We start from the raw sequence: 7,135 nt of genomic DNA, 5'->3' as shown, positions 1-7,135 counted from the left end.
GTCCATCGCCGCCGCGCCGGGGGCCGGCACTCCGGATCCGCTGGACGCCACGCACCTGGTGGCGCGGCTCGTGGCGCTGGCGTCTCCGCTGGCCCACGCCTGGGCTGCCCGGGCGTCCGGGCTCCGCGCGCTGTGAGCGAAGTGCTGCGCCGGCAGTCCCGCTTCAACGGCGAGGCCGTGGTGGCGCTGGCCGCCATCCTCGGCGTGCGCACGCCGCCTCCGCCCGTGCCCGCGCTGGAGGACTTCCACCACTGGTGCACGCTGCGCGAGTCCGGGGACATCCACGCCGCCCGCGAGGCCGTGGCGCGGCTGCCGCGCCGTCCCCGGCTGTCCCTCCTCGTCGCCACCGCGGGGGCCTGTCCCGCGCACCTGCGCGAGTGCCTCGCGTCGGTGGAGGCGCAGGTGTACCCGGAGTGGGAGCTGGTGCTCGTGGGGCCGGAGGACGGGCCCGCGCTGCCCGAGCCCTGGGCCTCGTCGCGCCGTCAGCCGCGCATCCGCCGGGTGACGCTCTCCGGGCCCACCGACTTCGCCCGCGCGCTGCGCGTGGGCCTCCAGGCCGCCAGCGGGGACTTCGTGGGCGTGCTGGGCGCGGAGGACACGCTCGCGCCCCATGCCCTGGCGGAGGTGGCGCTGGCCCTGGGCGCGAACGCGGGCCTGGACGTCGTCTACGGCGACGAGGACCGGCTGGACACGCGCGGGCGCCGCACGGCCCCCTTCTTCAAGCCGGACTGGTCCCCGGACCTGCTGCGCTCGGTGGACTACCTGGGCCGGGGAGTGCTCGCGCGCCGCTCGCTGGTGGAGTCCGTGGGCGGCTTCCGCGAGGGCTTCCCGGGCGCCGAGGAGTACGACCTCTTCCTGCGCCTCAGCGAGGCGACGGAGCGCATTGGCCACGTGCCGCACCTGCTCTACCACCGGCGCCTGGGCGCCGTGGGCCAGGTGTCCCAGGAGGGCCGCCACGCGCTCGCGGAGCACCTGTCGCGCCGGGGCGAGGACGCCGAGGTGACGGTGCCAGGGCCCGGCCGCTACCGCGTGCGCTACGCCGTGCGGGGCACCCCGAAGGTGTCCATCATCGTCCCGTTCAAGGACCGGCCGGACCTCCTCAAGACGCTCACGGACACGCTGCTGGAGCGCACGACGTACCCGCACTTCGAGCTGGTGCTCGTGTCCAACAACAGCGTCCGCCCGGAGACCTTCGCGCTCCTGGACACGCTCACGGACGCGCGCGTGGTGAAGCGCACCTGGGACTTCCCTTTCAACTACCCGGCCATCAACAACTGGGCGGCGGGGCAGGCCACGGGCGAGCTGCTGCTGTTCCTCAACAACGACATGGAGGTGGTGGACCCCGGCTGGCTCACGGAGCTGGTGTCCCAGGCGCAGCGCCCGGAGGTGGGCGCGGTGGGCGCGAAGCTCCTCTTCCCCGAGGGCACCGTGCAGCACGCGGGCGTCGTCGTGGGCATGACGGGCATGGCGGGCCACCCCTTCTGGCGCCTGCCGGACGGGCCCATCGCCACGCCCTTCGGCCACACGGAGTGGGTGCGCAACTGGCTGTCCGTCACCAGCGCGTGCGTGATGATCCGCCGGCCCCTCTTCGACGCGCTGGGCGGCTTCGACGAGCGCTTCCTCCTGTGCGGCAGCGACGTGGACCTGGGCCTGCGGCTGCACGCCCGGGGCCTGCGCGTGGTGTGCACGCCCTTCGCGCGCGTGGTGCACCACGAGTCCGCCAGCCGCCGCACGGACGCCATTCCGGAGCCGGACTACTGGCGCTCCTTCACGTCGTACCGGCCGTGGCTTCTCAAGGGCGACCCCTACTACAACCCCAACCTCACGCTCCTGTCGGGGGACTGCGACCTGCGCCGCCACCCCGAGGACGGCGAGGCGCTGGCGGTGCGCACGCTGGCCCACGAGGTGCCCAGCGCGCGGCGCCCGCCAACGTGACGGCTAGCGGATGGCCCGCCAGGTGAACCAGGCGTCGTAGGCCAGGTTCGCCAGCGGCACGCCGCTGCGGCGCACCACGCTGTCGCGCCAGGGGTTCGTCTCGAAGGCCTTCCACGCCTCCTTGAGCGCCCCCTTCACCGAGCCCAGCTGCGCCAGCTTCGCCAGCTCCAGCTTGAGGCCGAAGGTGGTGATTTCGTGCACGCCGAAGCTCTCCACGTGCGAGTACTTGAGGAACTCGCGCGCCTCCTGCTCCGTGGGGTAGCGCGTGTAGCGCAAGAGCTCCTGGAGCGTGCCGGGCTGCAGCTCGTCCGCGGTGAAGCGCAGCAGGGGGGACAGCCGCGCGTAGTCCCGCGCGTAGTCGTACATGCCCTCCTGCACGCGGCGGAAGAAGCGGGCGCTGTTGTCCTTCTCCTGGTCGTGGTGCAGCAGCTCCGGCATGGGCAGGTGCGGCGCCCAGGGGTTCTTCCCGTAGCGCACCGTGCTGCCGTGGTTCGCCGTGGTGATCATCTCGAAGATGGCGGTGTTGCGCAGGAAGTCCGCCTCCTCCAGGTCGCGCCGCCGCAGGTCCGACAGGTAGCCGTACTTGAAGGACTTCTTCGCCAGCGGCTGACCGTCCGGCACGTAGGCCAGGTAGAAGCCGTGCAGCTCCGGGAAGCGCGCGTCGTGCTCGAAGGCGCGCATCAGGTTGTCCTGCATGCTGCCCTTCCACCCGATGTCCACGAGCGCCGTGCGCTCCAGGCCCATCAGCCCGCGGTACTCCAGGTAGCGGGACAGGTTCGCGCGCGCCTCGTCGCGGCGCTGGTGGAAGGCCACGCGCACGCGGCGCGACGCGAGGAAGCGCTGGAAGGCGGCGTCCTTCGTGGGCTCCAGGATGGGGCGGTCCGGGTCCGTGAGGCCGCACTCGGCGGCCAGCCGGATGAACTCGTCCTGGGGCAGCGACAGGTTCTTGAGCAGGCCGCGCAGCGACTGGCGGCTGTACTGGCGCCAGAAGCGGTGCACCTCCTCCCAGCTCAGCTCGCGCATGGACGCGAGGATGGTGGAGGCCCGGCTGACGAACAGGTAGTGCGCCTTCGGCACCCGGCGGAACAGCCCGGAGTCCTTCAGGAGCGCGAACACCTTGAGCAGCGTCAGGCCCTCGCGCGCCAGGAAGTAGACGTGGTCGATGCCCAGCTTCTCCGAGCGCTCGATGACGTCCACCACGAAGGCCACGATGCCCGGCGCCAGCGTGCGGCCCAGCTGGTAGCTCGGGTCGTCGTCCCGCTCGCGGACGTGGCGGGCCTCGTTGCCCAGCACGACGTCCACGTAGTGCGCGGCCCAGTACGGGTTCTGCTCCACGGCCTTCTGCGCCACCTCCAGCCGGCGGCGGCGCAGCTTCTCGTCCGGGTCCTCCACGCGCAGGGTGGAGATGCCCAGCCGGCGCGGCTGCACGTTGTCGGCGTTCTCGTCGTCGCCGACGAAGAAGAGCTGCTCGGGCTTGAGCCCCTCGCGCTCCAGCACGCGCGGGAAGAGCCGGCCGGACGCCTTGCGCAGCCCCTCGTCGATGGAGACGTAGCCCGCGTCGAAGTACTGCTCCAGCCCGCAGTGCCGCAGCAGCTCCCGCAGGAGCGGCTGCGACAGGTACATGTCACTCACGAAGATGAGCCGCTTGCCCTGGGCCTTCAGCGCGGACAGCACCTCCGGGATGCCCGGCGCGGGCCGCAGCGCCAGCTTCTCCAGCTCCAGCTCCAGCGCGCGCAGCTCCTCGGCCATGCGCGAGCGCATCGGCTCCCGGGGCACCCAGCTGCCCGCCCAGCGCTGCAGGAGCGCCTCGAAGTCCACCTCGTTGTCGCGGCCCTGGGCCACCTGCTCCCCGGCGATCTCCATCTCCAGGGCGAAGCGGCGCTGACGCACCTGGGCCACCGTGGGCAGGGCCTTGGGGTGCACCAGCTCCTTCAGCCGCGCGTGGAAGCCGCGCGCCACGGCCGTCTTGAGCCACTCGCCCTCCACGCTGCGCACCACCAGCGTGTTGAAGACGTCGAAGCCCACCACGTCGTAGCCCGCCGTCGCGGTGAGCAGCCGCTCGCGCAGCGTGGCGAAGGGGGAGGACTCAATGGGGGGCGCGTCGCCCGCGCGGAAGAGGCGCGAGGCCTGGGCCAGGCCGTCCACCACGTTGGGCGGCAGGGCCTCCGAGGCAATCACCGACATGCGCTCGCCGGGCGTCGCGCGCGGGTGCTTCGTGGCGACGGGAGCGCCCTTCTGCGTCAGGTACAGGTCGCGCGCGGTCTCCACCGCCCAGCGCTGGAGGGCGGGAAGCAGCGCGGCCGCTGCGGGTTCACGGCGGGCTGTCATCTGCTTCCGGTGTCCTTGGCTCTAGTTGGGGACGGCCGCGAGGGTGCGGCTGGGACGCGTGAGCTTCTCCGCGCCCAGGGCCTCCGCGGCGGAGCCTCCGGAGCGCGCGCGCCGGTGGACTCGACGGCGACGGGCGCGGCCACCGGGGGCCGCGTGGGCGTCAGCGACGCCAGGTGCGCCACGGGGTCCGCGAACAGGTGGGCGTCATGCAGCACGCGCTGGAAGCACGCGGACGCGTCGAAGGCCTCGCGCATCTTCTGCCACGCGCGGATGCGCACCGCGCGGAAGGACACCGGCATGCGGAAGACTTCATCCAGCGCGCGCGCCCACTGGCCGTCCGGCCGGTAGAGGAACTCGTCCTCCGGCTCGATGTTCCACTCCCCGGCGAAGACCGTGTCGGCGATGACGAGCAGCCCGTGCGCCATGGCCAGCAGCGGCAGCGGATCAAAGCGGCCCATCAGGTCGCGCGACGCGTAGACCAGCGTCCCGGCCTTCTCCAGCGCCTGGGACATTTCTTCCGGCGTGGCGTGCGAGGACAACACGTCCACCGGCCCCAGCTTGCGCAGGTCGTCCAGGGCCTCCGGCGAGGGGCTGGCCCAGTCCGCCACCAGCATCCGCCGGGCCTCCAGCCGCGGGCCCGTCGGGCACCGCGCGGTGTCCACCGGCAGGGGCAGCGTCTGCAGCAGCGGCAGCCGCGCCAGCTCCGGCGACGTGGGCGTCTCCAGGTAGGTGAGCCAGCGGAAGCCCTGCGCGTCCGGACCGCTGATGCGCGAGAGCCGTTCAATCTCCTCCGCGCTGAACAGCGGCGCGGGGATGACGCCGACGCGCATGCTCCCGGGCACCCGCGCCGCCTGCTCCGGCGTGAGGTCCTGCGGCCGGAACACGAGCGTCGCGTTCGCGCCCCAGGCCTGGGCCGCGTCGAGCGCGGGCTCCCACTGGCCGGCCGTCACGGGGAAGAAGCGGACCTCGGCCCACGCCGCCTGGACGGGCACGTGCGGCTCGAAGGCCGGCTCGCCCACGAAGGCGACGCGCTGGAGGGAGGGGGAGGGCGGATGGACTCTCATGACAGGACTCGCGTCAGACGCGCGCGGAGGGACTTCTTCAAGTCGTCGCCCACCAGCTTCTGCAGCGCGCGCACGGGGCGGGACTTCTTGAACTGGCGGTAGCGCTCCAGCAGCACCTGCTCGCCGGGCCCCACGTACGGGTGCAGCGGCGAGTGGCCTCCGCGCTCCGCGCGCCAGACGTCGTCCAGCCAGTGGCCGTGCATGGTGGACATCGCGGCCAGCGCGGGGCGCAGGTGCGCGTTCGTCCAGCCCTCCGCGTGCAGCGCCTCCAGCCCGGAGGCCACCTGGCGCGTGCTGGACTCCCAGTCCGTGAACGCCTTCGCGGTGGCGAGCGCGTTCGTGCGCAGGTGCGCGAGGTACGCGGGCTGCGTGCTCAACAGGCGCAGGAACTGGACGATCTGCCGGTGGTTGTACGGCTCCACCATCAGCGAGTTCTGCCCGTGCACCATGTACTCGTCGGTGCCGGTGACGGTGTACGTGATGGCGGTGCCGCCCTGGGAGAACATCTCCAGCGGCGGGCCGAACATGCCCTCCACGCGAGAGAGCTTCAGCAGCACGTCGTACTGACCGTAGACCTGGTGCACCTGGTTGATGGGGATGCGCTCGTGCACCTGCACCGGCTGCCCGCCCACGGTGGGCTTCTGCCCGCCGGAGGACGACGCCAGCCACCCCGTCTCGAACTGGACGCCCGCCTGCGCCGCCAGCTCCAGCACCTCGAACGTCTCCGGCACGCCCTTGAAGCCCACGCCCCACGGGCCCTCCACCAGCACGCGCAGCTTGCCGCCGCGCTGGGGCGGGGCCTGCACGCAGGGGAAGTGGTCGCGGGACAGGCCGTTCTGCACGTAGAGCGTGCGCCCCTCGGGCTGCAGCGTCTGGATGAACTCCACCAGCCACTTCGCCTCGGTGACGAACAGCAGCGGCAGCGAATACGTCTGCCGGTTGAGCAGCTTGTAGTGGCGCTCCGCGTGGAAGCGCGACTCCAGGCTCTGGTTCAGGTAGCCGTACACCCGGGCGTTGACGCGCCACAGGTCGTAGAAGGTGATCCACCAGGTGGCCAGCGCGAAGTCGAAGGACTCGCCCTCGGCCTCCGCCAACGAACGGCGCGGCAGGTCCGCCAGCCGCGGGTGCCACAGGGGATACGTCAGCTTGACGGGGCCCGGGGTGATGAGAACGGCCTCATGGCCGAGGTCCTGGAGCCGTGAGGCGTACTCCAGGATGACGTTGGACCCACCGGAGATATTGGCGATGTCCCCAACGAGGAACCCGATCTTCATGCCTTGGCAACTCGCGTCGTGGGCCGGATGCGGCCCGGAGGAAACGATTCGCCGCCGCCGTTGATTCTCCCCGTGGCATCCCCCTCAGGATTGACGAGGCAGGCGAAGCGAGGGGCCGATGTAGCGCGGAGATGGTTGTTGCGTCAACGCCCGGCAGGGCTGCTGTCCGTCGGGCAGGCAGCCATTCGCTCAGGGCGAGGAAGGCCCCGGCGGCTCCTTCTCCAACTGCTTCAACCGTGCTTCCAGTTCGCGCCGCCACAGCGCCTGCGTCCGCGCGTGCTCGCGCTGGTTCTCGATGACGACGGTGAGCGCGTCCAGGATGGCTTCGTTGAAGTGCACCTGGCGGCGCAGCACCTCGTTGATGAACGGCTGGAACGCGCCGCGGAAGGTCCGCTTGGCGAACACGAGCACGGGCCCCAGGACGGGGCGGTGCGACGTGGCGGGCTCCACGTAGCGCACGTCCGCCTTGGCCCGGGCCTCCAGCAGCAGCGCCGGCCACTGGCCCGCGACGGGGGCGCGCAGCGACGCGGCCAG

At 72.1% G+C, this 7,135-nt stretch carries 5 protein-coding genes; 1 reads left to right on the top strand and 4 read right to left on the bottom strand.

Annotated features, from left to right (window positions below):
• The first annotated feature begins 132 nt into the window (after window positions 1-132).
• Window positions 133-1,935: a glycosyltransferase family 2 protein gene (locus ACLEQD_RS33220; protein WP_410389556.1), complete on the top strand. Its 1,803-nt coding sequence runs from the start codon at window positions 133-135 to the stop codon at window positions 1,933-1,935.
• A gap of 3 nt (window positions 1,936-1,938) precedes the next feature.
• Here ACLEQD_RS33220 and ACLEQD_RS33215 read toward each other — a convergent pair whose 3' ends face one another.
• From ACLEQD_RS33215 to ACLEQD_RS33200, 4 genes are all read right to left on the bottom strand, one after another.
• On the bottom strand, window positions 1,939-4,263 hold the full coding sequence (locus tag ACLEQD_RS33215) for an HAD family hydrolase (RefSeq protein WP_410389554.1): 2,325 nt from the start codon (window positions 4,261-4,263) through the stop codon (window positions 1,939-1,941).
• Complete coding sequence (locus tag ACLEQD_RS33210; RefSeq protein WP_410389552.1) at window positions 4,260-5,327, bottom strand: glycosyltransferase; 1,068 nt, start codon at window positions 5,325-5,327, stop codon at window positions 4,260-4,262. The genes ACLEQD_RS33215 and ACLEQD_RS33210 overlap by 4 nt, the downstream gene beginning before the upstream one ends.
• Window positions 5,324-6,601 carry a glycosyltransferase family 4 protein gene (locus ACLEQD_RS33205; protein WP_410389550.1) on the bottom strand — a complete coding sequence of 426 codons (1,278 nt, stop codon included), beginning with the start codon at window positions 6,599-6,601 and terminating at the stop codon, window positions 5,324-5,326. The genes ACLEQD_RS33210 and ACLEQD_RS33205 overlap by 4 nt, the downstream gene beginning before the upstream one ends.
• Before the next feature lie 189 nt (window positions 6,602-6,790).
• The coding region (locus tag ACLEQD_RS33200; protein ID WP_410389548.1) for a hypothetical protein at window positions 6,791-7,135 on the bottom strand (345 nt) is incomplete at its 5' end.

Origin of the sequence: Corallococcus sp. 4LFB, from assembly GCF_046520365.1 — a bacterium.
In the GTDB taxonomy this organism is placed as follows: domain Bacteria; phylum Myxococcota; class Myxococcia; order Myxococcales; family Myxococcaceae; genus Corallococcus; species Corallococcus caeni.
The sequence above is the reverse complement of the archived record's forward strand: the minus strand, read 5'-3'. Positions and strand labels throughout refer to the sequence as shown.

What these genes read in the sequence shown, in the direction of transcription:
- ACLEQD_RS33215 (WP_410389554.1), bottom strand. Translation starts at nt 4,263, where the DNA reads ATGACAGCCCGCCGTGAACCCGCAGCGGCCGCGCTGCTTCCCGCCCTC.
- ACLEQD_RS33210 (WP_410389552.1), bottom strand. Translation starts at nt 5,327, where the DNA reads ATGAGAGTCCATCCGCCCTCCCCCTCCCTCCAGCGCGTCGCCTTCGTG.
- ACLEQD_RS33205 (WP_410389550.1), bottom strand. Translation starts at nt 6,601, where the DNA reads ATGAAGATCGGGTTCCTCGTTGGGGACATCGCCAATATCTCCGGTGGG.